Raw genomic sequence first — 17,124 nt, forward strand, 5'->3', positions numbered from 1 at the left:
GGTGCCGTCGCGGGCTTCCCTACGATAAGGGGCCGACCGGGGTTCCTCGGGACCACCGTTCGTGGCCGGCACCGGACCGACCCGGCGCAGAGTCGTACGTGCAGGAGGGACAGTCAGCGATGACGCAGGTTCAGGCACGACCCGCCCGAGCGGCCACGGACCCGTCCACCGTTGCGACGCGGTCGACGCCGCCGACCGACCGGCCCGGCCGTGGACGGGTTGGCCCGGTGCTGGTCGGGCAGCTCGTGTTGTTGGAGTTGTGCGTGGTCGGCGTCTGGGCCGCGTCGGCCGGGCCCGGTTGGGTGCTCGCCGTGGCGGGCGGCGCGGCGGTGCTGGTCGTCCTGGCGACCTTCGCCCGCAGGGGTGGCCGCTGGTGGTTCGAGGATCTGCTGCTGCGCCGGCGGATGCGACGTCGCGGTGAGCGCGCGTCGGCGGCGCTTGCCGGCGGCACGGCCGCCGACCCGCGGTTGGTCGCGCTCGCCCCCGAGTTGAGCTTCATCGAGTTGACCGACCGGGGCACCCGGCTCGGCATCGGGCAGGACGCCCAGGGGTGGTTCGCCGCTGTCGCGTTGCAGTCCGCCAGCGGTACGACGGTCGGCTCGGCGCACGCCTCCACCGTGGATCGGGTTCTGGGCGTGCTCACGGACTTCAGTGCCCCCGTGTCCCGGGCCCAGGTCGTCGCACACACCCTGGTCTGGTATCCGGCGCCCGGTGCGCCGCCAGCGGCTCACCGGACCGTCTGGGTGGCGCTGCGGGTCACCGTCAGCGACGCGCGGGTCGAGGCGGTCAGCAGGGGTGGCGGGCTGCCCGGCGTACACCGGACCGTGGCCGCCGGGATCGGTCGGCTCGGCAAGGCGCTGACCAGCGCGGGTCTGGCGCATCGGCCGCTGGGTCGCGAGGAGCTGCGCGCGGCCGTTGTCTCGGCCGCCGGTCTGGACCTGGGCCCGGAGGCGCCGACGGAGACCTGGCGAGGGCTGCGCGGCGGCGGTTGGACCCACCGGTGCATGACCCTGCGGGGTCGTTCGGACGCGCCACTCGGTCCGCTCGTCGACGCGATCACCGCGACCTCGGCGCCGTCGCACACGGTTGCCGCGACCGTGTCGGTGGACGGCCGGGTGGCGGCGCCGCTGCTGCGGGTCGCCGCGATGGACAACCACGTCGAGGCGCTGGTCAAGGTGGTACGTGACGTCGCCCATCGGACGGGCATGTCCGCCCGACCCCTGGACGGTCAGCATGGTCCGGGCGTCTACGCCACCGCGCCGGTCGCATCCGCGCTGGGGGTCGCCGCCCGCCCGCAAGCGTAGGGACCGGCATGGGCGGTCAGGGCCGGAGGTTGACGATCCAGCCGTAGAGGCCGCACACCCAGAAGGCGAGCGGGACCAGCGCGATGATCAGCAGGATCTCAGCGATGTCGAGGAGGCGGCCCCAGACCGGCGAGATGCGCTTGCCGGCGACGCTCAGACCGTAGATCAGGCTGACCACGGCGGCCAGCACCAGCCCGCCGAGGATCAGACCGAGCCGGACCGACAGCGATCCGTCGGCGAAGGTGGCCGCAGCGGCCAGACCCAGCCCGACGGTGCCCGCCAGCAGCACCGGGGTGCGCTGCGCACGGCCCAGGAGCGGTCGGGCCCGCAGCAACGACAGCAGGGCCAGCACCAGGCACAGCAGCACCGCCGGCAGGCGTCCGTCGAGGGCCAGCACGAACTGCGCGCCCAGCACCAGCAGCGACACCGTCCACAGCAGACCGGTCATGAACTGGTCGGCGCGTTCGCTGCGCTGGAGCACCTGCCGGCCGTCCACCGACTCGGTGTCGGTCTTCAGGTCCTCCGGGCCGGTCGGGATCGACGGCACCGGCAGTCTCGCCAGCCGGTAGGCCATCATCGGCAGCGCCGGCACGACGCCGAACGCCACAGCGGCCACCACCGCCGCGGCCGCCGGCGCGTCCAGGCCGAAGACCAGGCAGAGCAGTGCGCCCAGGCCGGTCGCGGCCCCCACCCCGATCGCGGCGAAGAAGAGGGGGTACCGGTCACCGACCGCCATCACGGCCACCGCCCCGGCGACCACCGCGGCGGTCGACGCCAGCAGCACGTGCGGGCTGGCCAGCTCGGTCAGCGGCCGATCACCGGCGAGCAGCAGCAGACCGCCGGTGGCGGCGTGCACCAGGCCGACGATGGCCAGCACCGCGCCGGTCTGACTGTCGCCGACGGCCCTGGACAGCACCGCCGCACCCACCAGCAACGCCACCGCGACCAGCAGGGCGGCCACCGCGCCGGGCAGGTGCGGCGGGCCGGCGAAGAGCGCGGCCAACGCACCGGCGCCGAGCGCCGCCGCCGCGAAGACCACCGCGAAGGACCGGGTCGCACCGACCTGCCAGGCACCGGGGCGCTGGTTGGTCGCGGTGGCGACCGCATCCACCACGTCGTCGAAGACGATCTCCGGAGCGGCCGCGGACCGCGGATTGAAGTAGAGCACCTCACCGTCACGAACACTGAGCTGCGCAGCCGTACGCCCACCGTCCAGCGGCGCACCGCCCAGTCTGGACAGTGCCCAGCCACCGTGCCGCGCGCCCTCGTCGGCCATGTCCTCACCCGCGTAGCGCAGCAGGGTGGGAAGCAGGTCCGCCATCGGGACGTCTGACGGCAGCGCCAGGTCCATCCGGGTACGCGGAGCCACGATGGTGATCCGGCTCAGACCACCGGTCGCCGTGTTCGTCGCCACAGTGGCCTCCAGGTGTGCGTCTGTGATCGGCTGGCCGCGATGCTGCGTCCGGGTCCACCGCGCCCACGGCAGATTACCTACGATGGCGGGCACGTACGATGCCCACCCGCGGGCTCCGGTCCGCGGCGGCACGTCATCAGGGCCGCTTCTGGGGAGGAGACAGCCGTGAGCACTGTCGTGTTCCGCAGGCTCCCGCGTCAGCCGGGGCCCGCCCTACCGCGCGGCGAGGTGCTGCTGGAGTCGCCTCCCGAGCTGCCGGAGCCGACGCCCCGCGGCATGGGGCAGCTGCTCATGATCCTGCCGATGTTCTGCGGGGTCGGTGCGATGGCCTTCCTCTACGCCGGCAAGGGCGGCGGCATGATGACGTACGTCGCCGGTGGTCTCTTCGGCGTCTCGATGCTCGGCATGGCGATCGGTTCACTCGCCAACAGCGGTGGCAAGGACAAGGCCGAGTTGAACGCCGACCGCCGCGACTACATGCGTTACCTGGCCCAGATGCGCAAGCGCACCCGGCGGGCCGCTGAGCAGCAGCGGGCCGCGATGGCCTGGCGGCACCCGGAGCCCGACGCGCTCTGGTCGATCGCGGCGTCCCGCCGCCTCTGGGAGCGGCGGATCACCGAGGACGACTTCGGCGAGACCCGCATCGCCCTCGGCCCGCAGCGGCTGGCCGTGGAGATCGTCCCGCCGGAGACGAAGCCGGTGGAGGACCTGGAGCCGATGAGCGCCATCGCGCTCCGCCGGTTCGTCCGCGCGCACTCCACAGTGCCCGAGCTGCCGACCGCCCTGTCGGTGCGCGCGTTCAGTCGAGTGGCGCTGCGTGGTGACCGCGAGCCCGTGCTCAACCTGACCCGGGCGGCGCTCGGGCAGCTGGCCACCTTCCACGCACCGGACGACCTGGTGGTCGCGGTGGTCGCCGCTCCGGACCGACAGTCGTCGTGGGGCTGGGTCAAGTGGCTGCCACACGCCCACCACAGCGCCCGTACGGACGCCGCCGGCGCGCGCCGGTTGGTCTTCGCCAGCCTGGCCGAGGCCGAGGCCGCGCTCGCCGGTGAGCTGGCGGGGCGACCCCGGTTCGCCCCCGAGGCCAAGCCGCTGACCACCGCCGCGCACCTGGTCGTGGTCATCGACGGCGGGGAGGTCTCACCGACCTGCCAACTGGTGGGGCCAGGGTTGCTCGGCACCACCGTGATCGACCTTTCCGGGACGGTGCCGCGCGACGCGGGCCGCTGGCTGCTCTGCCTCGACGTGGCTGACGGAAGCTCGCTCGACCTGATCCGGGGCAGCTCGTCGTCGCCGCTGGGTCGACCCGACCAGCTCAGCGCCGAGGCCGCCGAGGGGCTGGCCCGGCAGATCGCCCCGTACCGGCTCTCCCAGCAGCAGACCAGCAGCGACGAGCCGCTGGCCCGCAGCATGGAGCTGCCGGACCTGCTCGGTGTGGGTGACGCCGCGACGGTCGACGTCCAGAACACCTGGCGACCGCGGGGCCACCGGGACCGGCTGCGAATCCCGCTCGGTGTCGGCCCGGACGGCAACGTGGTCGAGCTGGACTTCAAGGAGTCGGCGCACGAGGGCATGGGCCCGCACGGTCTGGTGATCGGTGCGACCGGGTCGGGCAAGAGCGAGCTGCTCCGGACGGTGGTGGCCGCGTTGGCGGTGACCCACTCGTCGGAGGAGCTGAACTTCGTCCTGGTGGACTTCAAGGGCGGCGCGACGTTCGCCTCGTTGGAGGCGCTGCCGCACACCAGCGCGGTCATCACCAACCTGGCCGACGAGCTGCCGCTGGTCGACCGGATGCGCGACGCGCTCGCCGGGGAGATGGTGCGCCGGCAGGAGCTGCTGCGGGCGGCCGGCAACTACGTCTCCCGCTTTGAGTACGAGAAGGCCCGCGCGGCCGGTGAGCCGCTCGCCCCGATGCCCAGCCTGTTGATCATCTGTGACGAGTTCAGCGAGCTGCTCGCCGCCAAGCCCGACTTCATCGACCTGTTCGTGATGATCGGCCGACTGGGCCGGTCGCTCGGCGTGCACCTGCTGCTGGCCAGCCAGCGACTCGAAGAGGGCAAGCTCCGCGGTCTGGACACGCACCTGTCGTACCGGATCGGTCTGCGTACCTTCTCCGCCGTGGAGAGCCGGATCGTGCTCGGTGTCCCGGACGCGTACGAGCTGCCGAACGCGCCCGGTCACGGTTACCTGAAGACCGACACCAGCACGATGCTGCGGTTCCGGGCCGCGTACGTGTCGGGGGCGTACCGGGCGCCGGGGCAGCAGGCCTCCGCGTCGCAGGCGCTGGTGCAGCGACGGATCGTGCCGTACGGCCTCGACTTCGTTCCGGCCCAGGTCCCGCAGGTGCCGGTGGCCACCACGCCCGAGCCGGAGCAACCGGCCGACGGCAAGGCCGTGGCGATGCTCGACGTGCTGATCGACCAGCTCAAGGGTCGAGGGCGTCCCGCCCACCAGGTGTGGCTGCCGCCGCTGGCCGATCCGCCGGGCCTCGGCGAGCTGCTCGGCGCGCTGGCGGTCGACCCGACCTACGGGCTGTGCACGGCGTCCTGGCCCGGGCGGGGGCGGCTGACCGTACCGGTCGGGGTGGTGGACCGCCCGTACGAGCAGCGCCGTGACCCGATGATGGTCGAGCTGGCCGGCGCCGGCGGCAACGTGGTCATCGTCGGCCGCTCACTGAGTGGCAAGAGCACCATGCTGCGTACGCTGCTCGCCTCGTTGGCACTCACCCACACGCCGCGTGAGGTGCAGTTCTTCTGCCTGGACTTCGGTGGGGGCGCGCTGCGCAGTCTCGACCGGTTGCCGCACATGGCGGGGGTGGCCGGTCGTCGGGACGTCGAGGCGGTCCGCCGGACGGTGGCCGAGGTGGTGGCCGTCCTGGACGAACGGGAGACGCGTTTCGCCCAGCACGGCATCGACTCGGTGGCCAGCTACCGTCGCCGCCGGGCCGCCGGTGAGTTCGCGGACGACCCGTTCGGCGACGTGTTCCTGGTGGTGGACGGCTGGAACACGCTGCGCCAGGAGTACGAGGAGCTGGAGCAGACGATCACCACGCTGGCCAACCGGGGGCTCGGTTTCGGCGTTCACGTGGTGCTCACGGCGGTGCGTTGGGCCGAGATCCGGATCAACATGCGGGATCTGCTCGGCACCAAGTTGGAGCTGCGCCTCGGTGACGCGTCGGAGTCCGAGATCGATCGTCGGGCGGCGACGAACGTGCCGGAGAAGTCGCCCGGTCGCGGTCTGACGCGCGACAAGCTGCACTTCCTCACTGCCATCTCGCGCATCGACGGTCGTCGGGACATCGACGACCTGAGTGAGGCGTCGTTGTCCCTGGCGGGGCACGTGGCGGCCAACTGGCCGGGGCGTCCGGCGCCGAAGGTGCGGCTACTGCCGCGCAGGCTTCCGGTGGCCGAGCTGGCCCGGCTCATCGACCGGTCGGCACCCGGCCTGCCGATCGGTGTCAACGAGTCGGCGCTCGCGCCGGTCTACCTGGACCTGGTCAACGAGCCGCACCTGACGGTCTTCGGCGACGCGGAGTGCGGCAAGACCAACCTGCTGCGGTTGATCGCCCGGGGCATCACCGAGCGGTACACGCCGGCGCAGGCCCGCCTGGTGATCGCCGACTACCGGCGTGGTCTGCTGGGTGCGGTCGAGGGTGATCACCTGCTGGACTACGCCCCGTCGAACCAGGCGTTCGCGCAGGGTCTCGGCTCGATCCGCAGCGCGTTGTCCAACCGGCTGCCCGGCCCGGACGTGACCACCGCCCAGCTGCGCGACCGCAGTTGGTGGAAGGGCCCCGACCTGTACATCCTGGTGGACGACTACGACCTGGTCGCCTCCGGTGGCAGCAATCCGCTCAGCGCCCTGCAGGAGCTGCTGCCGCAGGCACGCGACATCGGTCTGCACCTGGTCATCACACGTCGGGTCGGCGGGGTGTCCCGGGCGCTCTACGAGCCGGTGCTGCAACGGTTGCGCGAACTGGACTCACCGGGCCTGCTGATGTCCGGCAACCGGGAGGAGGGCGCGGTCTTCGGAACGTTGCGGCCGAGCCCGCAGCCGCCTGGTCGCGGCACCCTCGTCCGACGGCGTGATGGTCAGCAACTGATCCAGACCGCCTGGGCGGAGCCGTCCTGACCGGTGTCCGCCGTCCGGTGCGAGGTGATCGACCGCTCAGGTCCGATTCACCACCATCCATCGGACGTCGCCGGTCAGGGCTGCGAGGGCTGGTCTGCTTCCGCTACGGTCTTCACTGGAGTGTCCGTCGGTGGGGTGTTGCTGCCTTGCCGCGGGGGAGGGGTGCGGCGAATCCGCCACCACAACATGACGGAAGGGTGTGAGGCATGGCGTTCGAGGTCGAAGCAGCGACTCTGCATACCGCCGCGAGTGACGTGCGGTCCACGCGCAGCGAGGTTGACGGCGAGCTGAAGAAGCTCTGGAACGTGGTCGACGACCTGGCGATGGCATGGAAGGGCCAGGCGTCCACGGGCTTCCAGTCGCTGATGACGCGCTGGAGCGAAGACACGAGCAAGCTGCTGACGGCGATGGACAACATCGCCGATCTGCTCGACAAGTCGGGTACGACGCACCAGGTCAACGACGAAGAGCAGCAGCAGATGCTGGACAAGTTCCACTCTGCTCTCAACCCGTGATCCGCAGCCAGCAGAGGAGGAAATCGTGACGATCAAAGTTGACTATGCGGTCCTCGAGAGCAGCAACCAGCAGATGCAGGCCATCTCGAAGACCCTCGAGGAGAAGCTCGACACGCTGCGGTCGATGCTGACCAAGCTCCACTGGGACGGCGAGGACCGGGTTGCCTACGAGCAGCACCAGGCCAAGTGGGACGCGGCGGTCCAGGACATCAACCGCATCCTGAACGAGATCGGCGGCGCCGTCGGCATCGCCCGGGAAAACTACCTCACCACCGAGATGAGCAACTCGAAGGTGTGGGGCTGAGGCATTCGGCGGGGTGGCTCCGGTCCGGTTGATCCGGGCCGGAGCCGCACTGTGTCTGGCCTCGGTGCGGCGGCGCCGGTCAGCCGGCAGCCGCTGAGTCGGTGCGCCGGCCCGGGCGCCAGCCCCGTCGGCGACCACGGGTGACGATCGGTCGCGCGATCAGCAGCAGCACGGTGAGCAGGCCACCGACCGCCGCCGCCCAGATCGCGGCGGGGCGTTGCCAGCCCAGCGGGTCGTCCTGCGCCGGGGGCATCGGGAGGGCGCCGGCGGGCGGGTTCGTCCGGGTGCCCAGCAGGCTCGACACCGCACGGTATGGATTCACCATGCCGTAGCCGATGTCGGCGTTGTGGCCTTCCGGTGGGTTGTCGGCCGTGCGTTCCAGCCGTTCGGCGATCTGTTGTGGACTGAGGTCCGGGTATGCGGCCCGGACCAGCGCGGCCGCTCCCGAGACGTACGCGGCGGCGTAGCTGGTGCCGCCGTTCGGCTCGCCGCGGTAGCCGGCTCCCTGCGGTGCCGGCCCGATGATGTTCAACCCCGGTGCGGCGATGTCGACGTAGTCGCCGCTGATCGAGCTGCCCACGTGACCGCCCTGCTCGTCGACCCCACCGACGGCGATCACCCCGGGGTACGCGGCCGGGTAACCCGGTCTGTCCTGCTGGCCCTCCTGCCGGTTGCCGGCGGCGGCGACCAGCACCACCCGCTTGGCCAGGGCACGCTCGACGGCGGCTGTCAGCTCGGGGCCGGGAACGGTGGTCAGGGACAGGTTGATGACGTCGGCGCCCTGCTCGACCGCCCAGTCGATGGCCGCGGCGATCTGCCCGGGGAGGTCGGGGTCGTTGGTGTCCTTGAGGTCCGGCAGGACCCGGACGGGGAGGATGCGGGCAGCCGGGGCGATGCCGCTGAACGGGACGCCCGTGCCCTCCCGGCCGGCGATGATGCCGGCGATCATCGTGCCGTGCCCGACCAGGTCGCACTGGCCCTGGTTGGCCGGCAGATCATTGAAGTCGCGGCCTTCGAGCACCTGACCATTGAGCAGCGGATGGGTCGCGGAGACCCCGGAGTCGATCACCGCCACCGTGACGCCGGCGCCCCGGGACAGTGGCCACGCGGAGGACGGCTCAAGTCGGCGCAACGCCCATGGCGTCTCCGTCAGGCTCTCCTCGCTGCCGGGGCCGCAGGAGGGCGCTGCCGCGGCTGCCGGGGTGGGTGCCACCAGGCCGGCACCGAGCAGAGCCGCCAACGCTCCACTGAGGACCGCTGTGACGGGACGACGGGACAGGGTGGTCGCGCTCAACGGCGGGCATTCGCGCACCCGCAGAGATTACCGCTGTGCCCGGTCTTGCAGCGGCCCGGCGACCGACGCTCAGGCCTGGGGACCGACCTCCGCGGTGGACGGATCGGCGAACAGCGCGAGCAGGGCACCGACCTGGCGGTCGGCCTCGGCGGGATGACGGAACCGACCGGACGGGTTGAGGGTGTACTCGTTGCGCCGCCCGACGCGGGTGCGGTGCAGGTATCCGCCCGCCTCCAGGTCGGCGACGATCGCCTGCGCGGCACGTTCGGTCACGCCGACCTCGGCGGCGACATCCCGCAGCCGGGCGGTGGGGTCGCGGGCGATGGCCAGCAGAACGTGCCCGTGGTTGGTGAGGAACGTCCAGTTCCGCCCACCACCGGTGTCGCCCGCTGCCGTCTTCGTCATCGTGTGACCGCCTCTCCGGATGCCGACCCTGCCCTCGAGGAGTCTCGTCGGCCCTGCCCGAGGTGCGTTACCCAGGGGCGAGCTGAGGTCAACGTATGAAATCCATATCACGTATACCTTGACGCATCTTACGGTGCGTGTGACCGTAAAAGCCGAGCCAGCGCCCGGCGCCGGCCCGGCTCAAGAGCCGGTTGACCAGGTCAGATGCGTCGAGACGAGGTGCGGGGATGAGTCATTCCGGAACGCCCGGCGGACAGCCGGGCCCGCAGCGGACCGCCGACCGCGCCCCGGCGCTGAGCGAGCCGGCCCGCGCGTACGCCGAGTTGGTCGCCGGCAACCGGCGCTTCGTCGGCGGCGCCCCCCGCCACCCCAACCAGGACGCCGGGCACCGGGCCGCCGTGGCCGACGGGCAGCACCCGTTCGCGGTGATCGTCGGCTGCTCCGACTCCCGCCTGGCCGCTGAGATCATCTTCGACCGCGGGCTGGGCGACCTGTTCGTGGTCCGCACCGCCGGCCACACCGCCGGCCCCGAGGTGCTCGGCAGCGTGGAGTACGCGGTGACAGTGCTGGGCACCCCGCTGGTGGTGGTGCTCGGGCACGACTCGTGCGGTGCGGTGCAGGCGGCCCGGGAGGTCGCCACGACCGGCACCCAACCTCAGGGGCACCTGCGGGCGGTGGTCGACGCGGTGCTGCCCAGCCTGCGCCGGGCCGAGACCGAGGGTGTGCAGGACATCGACGGCATCGTCGACATCCACATCGCACAGACCGTCGAGACGCTGCTCGGGCAGTCGCCGGTGCTGGCCGACGAGGTGGCGCAGGGGCGGTGCGCGGTGGTCGGTGTGTCGTACCGGCTCGCCGCCGGAGCGGTCCGCCCGGTGGCCGCCGTGCCGGCCGGCTTCGCGACGCTCGGCGAGGAGGCCGGGCCCCTCGACCCGGCCGCGCCCGCCGCCGCCTGACGCGACGAGGGCCGCTCCGCGCGACGCGGAACGGCCCTCGGCGAGGGTTCAGCGGGTCAGAGCAGCGACATGTGGACGTGGTCGGTGTGGTTCGACGGCCCGCTGTACGAACTCCAGCCGGTCGCCGGGAACCAGATCTGCCGGTTCCAGATCACGTAGTAGATGCCCAGCCGGTCGGCGTTACGGATGAGGAAGGCGGCGACGTTGTTGCCGTACCTCCGGGTGTCATCGTTGTGCCACGGGGCGAAGCCGCTCTTCTGCAGCGACCAGTCGCAGGCACGGCCCTTCGGGTGCTCCCACGGCCCACCGGATCGGTAGCAGCCGACGAACCGGTTGTAGCCGGCCGCCTTGACCTCCTTGTACGCGTGCAGCGTGCGGGGCGTGACGCAACCGGACGTGGTCGGGTCATTCTCGCTGCACGACTGCGGCTTCCAGTCACCGTCGGCGGTGCGACCCGGCCCGATCTTGGCCACCTTCGAGGTGGCGTCCACCAGGCCGCCGGTGAAGCCCTTGCCGCCAACGAGGGAGAGCGCCTTGTCCGCCTCGCTCTTCCGCTTCGCCATCAGGGCGGTCTGCTTCTGCTGCTCGCGGACCTCCGCGTCGAGGGCCAGCTTGGCCTGCTCGGCGCGGGCCTTCGCCGTGTTGACCTCGGCGAGCTTCTTCTCATTGACCATGTTCATCTCGTCGAGCACCGCGGCGCGCTGGACGAAGGCGTCGGGAGCCTTGCTCTCCAGCAGCATCGCGAGCGCGCCGATCCGGCCGGTCCGGTACGACTGGGCGGCGATCAGCCCGACCTGTGGGGTCAACGCGTCCAGGTCGGCCTTTGCCCGGTCGACCTCCAGGGCCAGCTCCAACTGCCGCTTCTTGGATTTGTCCAGTTGGGACTTGGCGGCGGAGTAGTCGCGGTTGGCCTGCTCGATGACGTCGGTGAGCAGCTGCGGCTCGCCGTCCTCCTCGTGCCCGGACGGTGTGGGGGTCGTCGGGGCGGCGTGGGCCGGGAGGGGCCCGGCGAGCACGGTCAATGCGGCGATCACGGCCACCACGGGTGTCAACCAGCGGCGTAGGGGTGCCGTCACAATGTTCCCTTCCGTCGACCGCCGACCGGGTTAGCTGACGGGTTCGGGGCGGAAGTGGCCCCTACCGCTGACGCGGATTCACCCCACGTACCTGGGTCCCCGATTCGCCGGTTGGCGATTGGGCGGTGGCACCGCAGGCGCCGCTTCGCGCCTTCATCGGTAACCGGCAGCGAGGTTACCCGAGAGTCGGTCGTGTGAGCTACGCCTGGATGCCGACCAAAAGCGTCATTTCGCCATAGCGTTGAGTGACCAGTGACGTGGTTCTCAGGGTGGACGCCCGATCTGGTCACGCTGAGGAGTGTCACCATGCCGTATCCGTGCTCCTGTTCGGCTCCGGCCACCCGTCGGTGGCGGTGGATGGGGGTGGGGTCCGCGTCGGTTCCGGCTCGTCGGAGCGACCCGCTCGCGGTGAGATGAGTGCGGCCAGTGCCTCCGCCCGGTCCGGCTGAGGTCGCGGGGCGGAAGCGTCGGTGGACGGTGTGGCGTCCGTGCGCCCGGCTGCGGTCACCACTGCGGCCAGCCCGGTGGTCAGTGGCACGGCGGCGATCAGGCCGAGGGTGGCGACCGCGCTGCGGACGATCTCCTGCGCGAGGAACTCGCTGGTGAGGATCTGCCCGATCGGCCGTGCGTCGGCGGTGAGCAGGAGCAGCAGGGGCAGCGACGCGCCCGCGTACGCCAGCACGATGGTGTTGACAGTGGAGGCGATGTGCGCGCGGCCGACCCGGGTCGCGGCCCGGTAGAGCTGCAACCGGGTCAGGCCGGGGTTGGCGTGCGCCAGCTCGGTGACGGTGGCCGCCTGGGTGACCGTCACGTCGTCGAGCACCCCGAGCGAGCCGATGATGATCCCGGCGAGCAGCAGACCGTGCAGGTCCACGTCGCCCTGGAACATCGACAGCGTGGTGGCGTCCTCGCTGCCGAAGCCGGTGAGGTGGGTTGCCGCCGTGGCGATGGTGGCGAGCACGCCGGTCAGCACCAGGCTGCCCAGGGTGCCGAGCACCGCGACCGAGGTCTGTGCGGTGACCCCGTGCGTCAGGTAGAGCACCACGAACATGATCAGGGCTGCGCCGACCACCGCCACCAGCAGAGGTGACCTGCCGGCGCCGATGCCCGGCAGCACGAAGGTGAGCAGGATGGCGAAGCTGGCCGCCAACCCGGCGAGCGCGGCCAGGCCCCGCCACCTACCGAACGCGACGATCGCCGCGGCGAAGACCACCGCCAACCACAGCATCGGGGTGCCACGCTGGTGCTCGGAGATGTTCCAGTTGCTGGTGCTGGGATCGGTGGGATCGGTCAGCTCGACCAGGATGACCTCGTCGCCGACCGCGACCCGGGGTGCGCCCGGCCCGTCGGGCACGGGTGTCTGCACCTGCTGGCCGGCGGACGGCCCGTCGTCCACCCGGACGTCGACAGTGCCGCACGGCCCGCCGCCGACGCGTGGTGTGCCCTCCGGGCTCGACGGCGTCGGCGGGCATGGTTCGGTCACCACCCGGGTCACCGTGCCGGGGAAGCGCGGCACATCCGCCCCGCCGTCGGTCTCCGGTGCCCCACCGCGCGGCCAGAGCAGCAGTGCTGCGAGCACGGTGGCGACGAAGAGGGGCACTACCGTCATGATGAGGATCCGCCGGACCCGGGGCGGGGCGGACGGAGCGGGGCGGGTGTGGTCGGAACCCAAGGCGAGACTCCCAACGATCCGGTGCGGGGTACGTGTCAGTGGGCCGGTCGGTTCATCCGCACTGCGGAATCGCGGCGGGAGACGCGGCGGATCGCTGACCGGCGACCACCCGATCACGGATGGTCAGTGCCCGGCCCGGGCGGCCAGGAGCGACGCCACCGGGTGGCGGCGCCGGTGCCCGTTCGTGCAGCGGCATGCGGGGGGTCATCGTGGGGAATGCTAACCAGCCCGGCCCGGGGACGCAGGTCGTGACGGAGTGTCGCCGCCGAACCGCTCGCGTGCCGGTCCCCGGCCAGGCATGTTGGAGACATGCCCGCTCAATCACCGCCCGATCCCGGCTATGAGCGGCACGCCACCCCGGCCACGCCCCCGGAGAGAGCCGGGCACGACAAGCACGCCGGGCACGACAAGCACGCCGGGCACGACAAGCACGCCGGGCACGACAAGCACGCCGGGCACGACAAGCACGCCGGGCACGATCCGGCGATGTTCCGTCGTCGCTTCTGGGTCTGCCTTGCGCTCACCATCCCGGTGGTCCTGGCCAGCCACCTGGTCTGGGACCAGCTGGGTCTGAGCTGGGACGTTCCCGGCCGTTCCTGGGTGGGTCCGGTGCTCGGCTCGGCGGTGTTCTGGTGGGGCGGCTGGCCGTTCCTGGTCGGTGCGGTCCGGGAGGTGCGGGACCGGGCGCCCGGGATGATGCTGCTGGTCGCGATGGCGATCACCGTGGCGTACACCGCGTCCCTGGCGACCAGCGTGGGCGTCTTCGACCTGGACTTCTGGTGGGAGTTGGCCGCGCTGGTCACCATCATGCTGCTCGGGCACTGGCAGGAGATGAAGGCCATCGGGCAGGCCCGGGGAGCGCTCGTGGCGCTGGCCGCGCTGCTACCGGACGAGGCCGAGCGGGTGGCGGCGGATGGCCGGGTCGAGGCGGTGCCGGTGACCGGTCTGCGGGTCGGTGACGTGGTGCTGGTCCGCCCGGGCGGGCGGGTGCCGGCCGACGGGCGGATCATCGATGGCGGCGCCGAGCTGGATGAATCGATGATCACCGGGGAGTCGCGGCCGGTCGCCCGGTCGACGGGTGATCGGGTGGTGGCCGGCACCCTCGCCACCGACTCGGCGATCCGGGTCGGTGTGGAGGCGCTGGGTGAGCAGACCGCACTCGCCGGCATCCAGCGCATGGTCGCGCAGGCCCAGGCCTCCGGTGGGCGGACCCAACTGCTGGCCGACCGTTTCGCCGCGGCGCTGTTCTACGTGGCCACCGGCACCGCCGGGCTGACCGTGCTGGTCTGGACCGCGCTCGGTCAGCCCGACGAGGCGGTGGTCCGCGCGGTCACCGTCCTGGTGATCGCCTGCCCGCACGCGCTGGGTCTGGCCATCCCCCTGGTCGTCGCGCTCTCCACCGCGTTGGCCGCGCGGTCCGGAATCCTGGTCAAGGACCGGTTGGCGTTGGAGCGGATGCGGACGGTCGGCGCGGTTCTCTTCGACAAGACCGGCACGCTGACCCGGGGCGAGCACGCGGTCACCGACGTGGTGACGGTGCCGGGCATCGGGCGGGACGAGGTGCTGCGGATCGCGGCGGGTGTCGAGTCGGACAGCGAACATCCGTTGGCCCGGGCGATCGTGGCAGCGGCCGGACACGCAGGCCCGGCCCCGGCCGCCGGGTTCCGCTCGCTGCCGGGCCGCGGTGTGCAGGCGACGATCGACGGTACGGAGTACGCGGTGGGCGGGCCGGCGCTGCTGCGGGAACTGGGCCTGTCGCTCCCGACGGAGCTGGTGACGGCGAACGAGCGGTGGTCGGCGCGGGGTGCGGCGGTGCTGCATCTGGTGCGGCTGCCGGACGCCGTGCTCGGCGCGTTCGTGTTGACCGACGAGGTGCGTCCGGAGGCCCGGCGGGCCGTCGACGAGCTGCGTGCCGAGGGCGTCCGAACCATCGCCATGATCACGGGTGACGCCCGCCCGGTCGCCGAGGCGGTCGCGGCCGAGGTCGGTTTCCGGCCCGGTGTCGACGAGGTCTTCGCCGAGGTGCTGCCGGGGGAGAAGGACGACCGGGTGGCGGAGCTTCAGCGGCGAGGGTTGGTCGTGGCGATGGTCGGTGACGGGGTGAACGACGCTCCGGCGTTGGCCCGAGCGGACGTCGGTATCGCGATCGGCGCGGGCACCGATGTGGCGATCGAGTCCGCCGGGGTGGTGCTGGCGTCCTCGGACCCGCGCGGGGTGGCTGCCGTGGTTCGGTTGTCCCGGGGCTCGTACCGGAAGATGCGACAGAACCTGGCCTGGGCGGCGGGCTACAACGTGGTGGCGCTGCCGCTGGCGGCGGGTGTGCTGGCCTGGGCCGGCGTGGCGTTGAGCCCGGCGGTGGCAGCAGTGCTGATGTCCGCGTCCACCATCGTGGTGGCGCTCAACGCGCAGTTGCTGCGCCGCGTCCGTCTCGACCCGGCGCCGGACTGAGGGGCGTCAGCCGCGCTTCATCAGCCGGCCGACCGCCGCCATCATCTCGGTGGCCATCTCGTCGGCCCGGCCCTCGGCCGCCCCCTCGTGCATGCAGTGCCGGGCATGCCCGTCGAGCAGCCCCAGCGCCACCTTGTCGAGTGCGGCCTGGATGGCGGAGATCTGGGTGAGCACGTCGATGCAGTAGCGGTCGTCGTCGACCATCTTCTCGATGCCGCGGACCTGCCCCTCGACGCGGCGGAGCCGCGTGAGCAGCTGGTCCTTGCTGGCGGTGTACCCGCGGATCGGGGTGGGTGCGGTCATGCGAACCAGGATAGCGTACCCCTGGGGGGTATGGTACGGTCGTCTTCGGGTGGGATACCCCCACCGGGTACGGGTAATCCGTTCAGGGAGGCGTTCCAATGGTCAACACGACGTACCAGGTGCAGGGCATGACCTGTGGGCACTGCGTCAGCGCGGTGAGCGCCGAGGTCGGCGCGATCCCGGGCGTGCAGGACGTCCAGGTCGACCTCGCGGCCGGCCGGGTCACCGTCAGCAGCGACCAGCCCCTCGACCCGGCAGTTGTCCGGGCTGCCGTCGACGAGGCCGGCTACGACCTCGTCGACGCGTGATCGGAGGGCGGGCATGCGCACCGTGACGAGACTGGCCGGGTTCGCCGTGGGCCTCGCGGCGGTCTTCGGCACGACGTACGGGATCGGGCGGGTCGTCGACCGCGCCCCGGTGGTCGAGGGCCGGCACGACGGCGACGGCGCCCATGCGACGGGCGAGCACGACGAGACGACCGACCGGCTCCCCGGCGGCCTGCTCGTCTCCGACCGGGGCTACACCCTCGAACCGGTCGACGCCCCGGCGGACGAGTTCGCCTTCCGGATCGCCGGGCCGGACGGTCAACCGGTGACCCGGTACGACGTGGCGCACGACAAGCAGATGCACCTGATCGTGGCCCGGCGGGACCTCTCCGGCTTCCGTCACGTGCACCCCGAGCTGGCAGCGGACGGCACCTGGCGGGTCGACACCCCGCTGGCCGGTCCCGGGCTGTGGCGGGCGTTCGCCGACTTCACCCCGACCGGAGGCGAGCCGCTGACCCTCGGGGTGGACGTGACCGTCCCCGGTGAGCTGACCGAACGGCCGCTACCCGCCCCCTCGACCAGCACCACCGTCGACGGCTACACCGTCACCCTGACCGGCTCGCCGCAGCCTGGCCGCACCTCACCGCTGACCCTGACGGTGAGTCGGGGCGGGCAGCCGGTCACCGACCTGGAGCCCTACCTGGGCGCGTACGGGCACCTGGTGGCCCTGCGCCGGGGCGACATGGCGTACCTGCACGTGCACCCGGACGGGACTCCCGGCGACGGGCGGACCCGGCCCGGCCCCGCGGTCACCTTCCTCGCCGAGGTGCCGTCGGCTGGCAGCTACCGGCTCTACCTCGACTTCCGGCACGGCGGGGCGGTGCACACCGCCGAGTTCACCGTCGTCGCCGGCACCCCAGCGGCCGGCACCCCAGCGGCCGACGCCCCACCCACCGGGGGCGACCCGAGCGGACCCGCACCGACCGGGGGCGCCGACCACGGCACCCCCGGACACGGGCACAACTGACGGGACCAG

14 protein-coding genes and 1 riboswitch are annotated in these 17,124 nt (G+C 72.2%); of the genes, 8 read left to right on the top strand and 6 right to left on the bottom strand.

What is annotated here, in order from left to right; translation table 11 throughout:
* Positions 1-119 precede the first annotated feature (119 nt).
* On the top strand, positions 120-1,304 hold the full coding sequence (locus tag GA0070619_RS30845; protein WP_088951257.1) for a type VII secretion protein EccE: 1,185 nt from the start codon (positions 120-122) through the stop codon (positions 1,302-1,304).
* Positions 1,305-1,320: 16 nt separating this feature from the next.
* Here GA0070619_RS30845 and eccD read toward each other — a convergent pair whose 3' ends face one another.
* Positions 1,321-2,718 (bottom strand): type VII secretion integral membrane protein EccD, encoded by a 1,398-nt coding sequence (gene eccD / locus GA0070619_RS30850; RefSeq protein ID WP_088951258.1) that lies wholly within the window; start codon positions 2,716-2,718, stop codon positions 1,321-1,323.
* Positions 2,719-2,883: 165 nt separating this feature from the next.
* On the opposite strand from eccD, the gene eccCa reads away from it, so the two are divergent.
* The 3 genes from eccCa (at position 2,884) to GA0070619_RS30865 (ending at position 7,668) form a co-directional block, all read left to right on the top strand.
* A complete protein-coding gene (gene eccCa, locus GA0070619_RS30855; protein ID WP_088951259.1) occupies positions 2,884-6,849 on the top strand; it encodes a type VII secretion protein EccCa in 3,966 nt (1,321 codons plus the stop codon).
* A 206-nt stretch (positions 6,850-7,055) separates the two neighbouring features.
* Positions 7,056-7,364, top strand: coding sequence for a WXG100 family type VII secretion target (locus GA0070619_RS30860; RefSeq protein ID WP_088951260.1), 309 nt, complete (start codon positions 7,056-7,058; stop codon positions 7,362-7,364).
* Between the two features lie 25 nt (positions 7,365-7,389).
* Positions 7,390-7,668, top strand: a complete 279-nt coding sequence (locus GA0070619_RS30865; RefSeq protein ID WP_088951261.1) for a WXG100 family type VII secretion target — start codon at positions 7,390-7,392, stop codon at positions 7,666-7,668.
* Positions 7,669-7,747: 79 nt separating this feature from the next.
* On the opposite strand, the gene mycP is transcribed toward GA0070619_RS30865, so the two are convergent.
* Both mycP and GA0070619_RS30875 read right to left on the bottom strand, forming a co-directional pair.
* Complete coding sequence (gene mycP, locus GA0070619_RS30870; protein WP_231927196.1) at positions 7,748-8,980, bottom strand: type VII secretion-associated serine protease mycosin; 1,233 nt, start codon at positions 8,978-8,980, stop codon at positions 7,748-7,750.
* A gap of 51 nt (positions 8,981-9,031) precedes the next feature.
* Complete coding sequence (locus GA0070619_RS30875) at positions 9,032-9,367, bottom strand: helix-turn-helix transcriptional regulator (protein WP_088951263.1); 336 nt, start codon at positions 9,365-9,367, stop codon at positions 9,032-9,034.
* A 227-nt stretch (positions 9,368-9,594) separates the two neighbouring features.
* Between GA0070619_RS30875 and GA0070619_RS30880 the strand changes: the two genes are divergently transcribed.
* Entirely contained in the window at positions 9,595-10,323 is a 729-nt protein-coding gene (locus GA0070619_RS30880) for a carbonic anhydrase (protein ID WP_088951264.1), read from the top strand.
* Positions 10,324-10,379: 56 nt separating this feature from the next.
* Here GA0070619_RS30880 and GA0070619_RS30885 read toward each other — a convergent pair whose 3' ends face one another.
* Both GA0070619_RS30885 and GA0070619_RS30890 read right to left on the bottom strand, forming a co-directional pair.
* Positions 10,380-11,399, bottom strand: a complete 1,020-nt coding sequence (locus GA0070619_RS30885) for a coiled-coil domain-containing protein (protein ID WP_088951265.1) — start codon at positions 11,397-11,399, stop codon at positions 10,380-10,382.
* A gap of 4 nt (positions 11,400-11,403) precedes the next feature.
* A riboswitch (cyclic di-AMP (ydaO/yuaA leader) is annotated at positions 11,404-11,534 on the bottom strand.
* A gap of 166 nt (positions 11,535-11,700) precedes the next feature.
* Positions 11,701-13,071, bottom strand: coding sequence for a YibE/F family protein (locus GA0070619_RS30890; protein WP_088951266.1), 1,371 nt, complete (start codon positions 13,069-13,071; stop codon positions 11,701-11,703).
* A gap of 309 nt (positions 13,072-13,380) precedes the next feature.
* Here GA0070619_RS30890 and GA0070619_RS30895 point away from each other — a divergent pair, with 309 nt between their 5' ends.
* Positions 13,381-15,519, top strand: coding sequence for a heavy metal translocating P-type ATPase (locus GA0070619_RS30895; protein ID WP_088951267.1), 2,139 nt, complete (start codon positions 13,381-13,383; stop codon positions 15,517-15,519).
* Positions 15,520-15,525: 6 nt separating this feature from the next.
* On the opposite strand, the gene GA0070619_RS30900 is transcribed toward GA0070619_RS30895, so the two are convergent.
* Complete coding sequence (locus GA0070619_RS30900) at positions 15,526-15,822, bottom strand: metal-sensitive transcriptional regulator (protein WP_088951268.1); 297 nt, start codon at positions 15,820-15,822, stop codon at positions 15,526-15,528.
* 98 nt (positions 15,823-15,920) lie between these two features.
* Between GA0070619_RS30900 and GA0070619_RS30905 the strand changes: the two genes are divergently transcribed.
* On the top strand, positions 15,921-16,130 hold the full coding sequence (locus GA0070619_RS30905; protein ID WP_088951269.1) for a heavy-metal-associated domain-containing protein: 210 nt from the start codon (positions 15,921-15,923) through the stop codon (positions 16,128-16,130).
* A 13-nt stretch (positions 16,131-16,143) separates the two neighbouring features.
* Entirely contained in the window at positions 16,144-17,115 is a 972-nt protein-coding gene (locus tag GA0070619_RS30910) for a hypothetical protein (protein WP_088951270.1), read from the top strand.
* Positions 17,116-17,124 lie beyond the last annotated feature (9 nt).

It is taken from the genome of Micromonospora zamorensis (assembly GCF_900090275.1).
GTDB classification, from domain to species: Bacteria; Actinomycetota; Actinomycetes; order Mycobacteriales; family Micromonosporaceae; genus Micromonospora; species Micromonospora zamorensis.